Below are 2241 nucleotides of genomic sequence, written 5' to 3' on the forward strand. Positions count from 1 at the left end.
CGCCGAGAAAGAGCGCCTCACATCCGGCCCGCTGATAGGCACGGAAAAGGTCGTGGGCGAATATTTCCGTGCCGCCTGGGTGCAAAGCCGGATGATTGTGTGCAGCGACGAGTACGCGGGTCATCGATCGCCCCTATCGAGCTCGGCCACAAACAGATCCTGATAATGATCCGAAGGAACGCCGCGCCAGTGACCGAATGACTTGGTCGTGACCGACAAACCGGCACGCGTTAGCGCACCATCCAGAAATCCATCGTCGAAACCCACAGCAGCCAGTGGCGGCAGTTCTGGAACGAACCAGCACGGACCTTCGTCGTAACGCTGAAATCCGAGCCGCGCGTCACGCTTTTTCAAGGGATTCTCAGCTGCAACCTTATCGACGACGAAGCATGTCATGAACAGGCGGCCACCTGGCGCAAGGACCCGTTCCACCTCGCGCAGATAGGCGCTTACCTCTTCGTCAGGCAAATGGGTGACGACAGACGTCATGATGATGAAATCGAACTGCTGGTCTTCATAGGGCAGAACGAGTTCGAGCCCATCGATGGMACCCTTCGGATTATACAGCGAGTGTGCGATGTCCAGATGGCGGAATTCGAAGTTGGAATACACAGGGCTGATCATCTGCCGGCACCAGTTGATTCCGCCGGCAACCGGATCGATGCCGCAATAGCTGCCTTTCGCAAACTCAAGGTACTGGGTTAGCGGGACAGCCATGCGCCCAATACCACAACCGATATCAAGCACCCGGCTATCCGATCGCAAACCGCCCTTGCGGATGAAATGACCGAGGAACTCTGCGCCAACGGCCTGGAAATTACCATCTCCAACGAAAATGCTATCCGGGTCAGGACAGGGAAGAAACCGGTTGCGCAGGACGGCTTCCATCAACCACTCGACGTGATCATTGTTGTAGGCGGGGGCAGGTTCGGTGAAAGCTGTCTTGAGTGCAATAACCTCAGTCAAGCGGCGCTCCTTTCAGACTTTTCCTTGACGAAAGAAGTGACAGTGTCCCCGTTCATTTGATCGGGCACCGCTTCATCGAGATAGGTCGTCATCAATTCAGTAATGTCATCGTCCCAGCGCTGTGTATGCAGCCAGGAATTATATTGGCTCGCGAGACCTCGCATGTAGTCGCTGCTGCGACGGATAGATCGGCGTTCGAAGTGGTAGAGAGCAACATTCGGCTCGTAAGCCACCTGAAAACCGATCTGCCGGATTTTCAGGCATAGGTCACTATCCTCGTAGTCCCCGATGACGTAGTCCTCGGTGAACCCGCCGACCAGATCATAAATGTCCTTGCGGGTAACGAGGCACGCACCGGTTACGCCCGGCACTGTTCGCGCAATCTGAGCCGGCGAATAATAGCCCGGCATGCCCTTGTAGAAATGATGGTTGAGCCAGACGCCGCGCTGGTCGCGAGCAAAGTACAACCCGGCATGCTGCAGGGAGCCATCTTCGAAGAGCAGTTTCGGCCCGATCGCACCCAGCTTCTTCTGTTCGAGCAAGGGCCGGGTGAGTGTGTCCAGCCAGCCTGGACCACAGGGGACAACGTCGGAATTCAACATTACGAGCATGGTGCCTGTCGCAAGACTCGCACCGGCGTTACAGGCACGGGCATAGCCGCTGTTGCGATTCATGGTGGCGAGCTTCATCGGCAAATCATGCAGGATATGCAGTCCGCCGAGCATGTGCTCTGTATCGTCCTGGATTTCCGGAGAATCGAGCACAAAAATGACCTCTGCATTCGCCACAAGCCAAGGATCGGTTGCCATAGCCGAAAGCTGGAAGCGCAAAAAGTCGAGATTGCGATAGAGGGGGATTACGATAGAGATGAGAGGAGATGCCGGTCCCAAACCGTATTCCTTGATATCTGCAATCCTCACCGTCTGGCCAAGCTTTTGTTCGACCTCTCTCAGGGCTGGCGCAAGAATGTTTTCGAATACCTGGCTACGTGCATGCTGCGGCGGTACCGCCCGCAAAATGCGGTTACGCTGTGCCGATGGCTCAAACGGCTGCATTGGCGGCACCAGCATCGCGGTTGCACCCGAGACGAGCCGCATCTGAAAGCGCGGCTGCAGCAATGGTCCAAGATTTTTGGCTTGCGGCAGCCAGGCGACAAAACCGGTCACGTCGGCGCCAAGCCCATCCCCGCGTTCGCCAGTCTTGCCAGGAAACTTGTAGAAATTGGGCTGGAGCGGCAGAGCGCTTCCATCTTCTGAAAGATATTCGATGCGGGCC

At 56.4% G+C, this 2241-nt stretch carries 2 protein-coding genes; both read right to left on the minus strand.

Annotated elements, in window-relative coordinates:
* Positions 1 to 120: 120 nt before the first annotated feature.
* Positions 121 to 966, minus strand: a complete 846-nt coding sequence (locus ACXJ5O_RS24900; protein ID WP_457302245.1) for a class I SAM-dependent methyltransferase — start codon at positions 964 to 966, stop codon at positions 121 to 123.
* Positions 963 to 2241 (minus strand): glycosyltransferase family 2 protein (locus ACXJ5O_RS24905; protein WP_457302246.1); only part of this gene is annotated, 1279 nt, incomplete at its 5' end. The genes ACXJ5O_RS24905 and ACXJ5O_RS24900, both read right to left, overlap by 4 nt.

The sequence above is a fragment of the Phyllobacterium sp. P5_D12 genome (assembly GCF_054049495.1).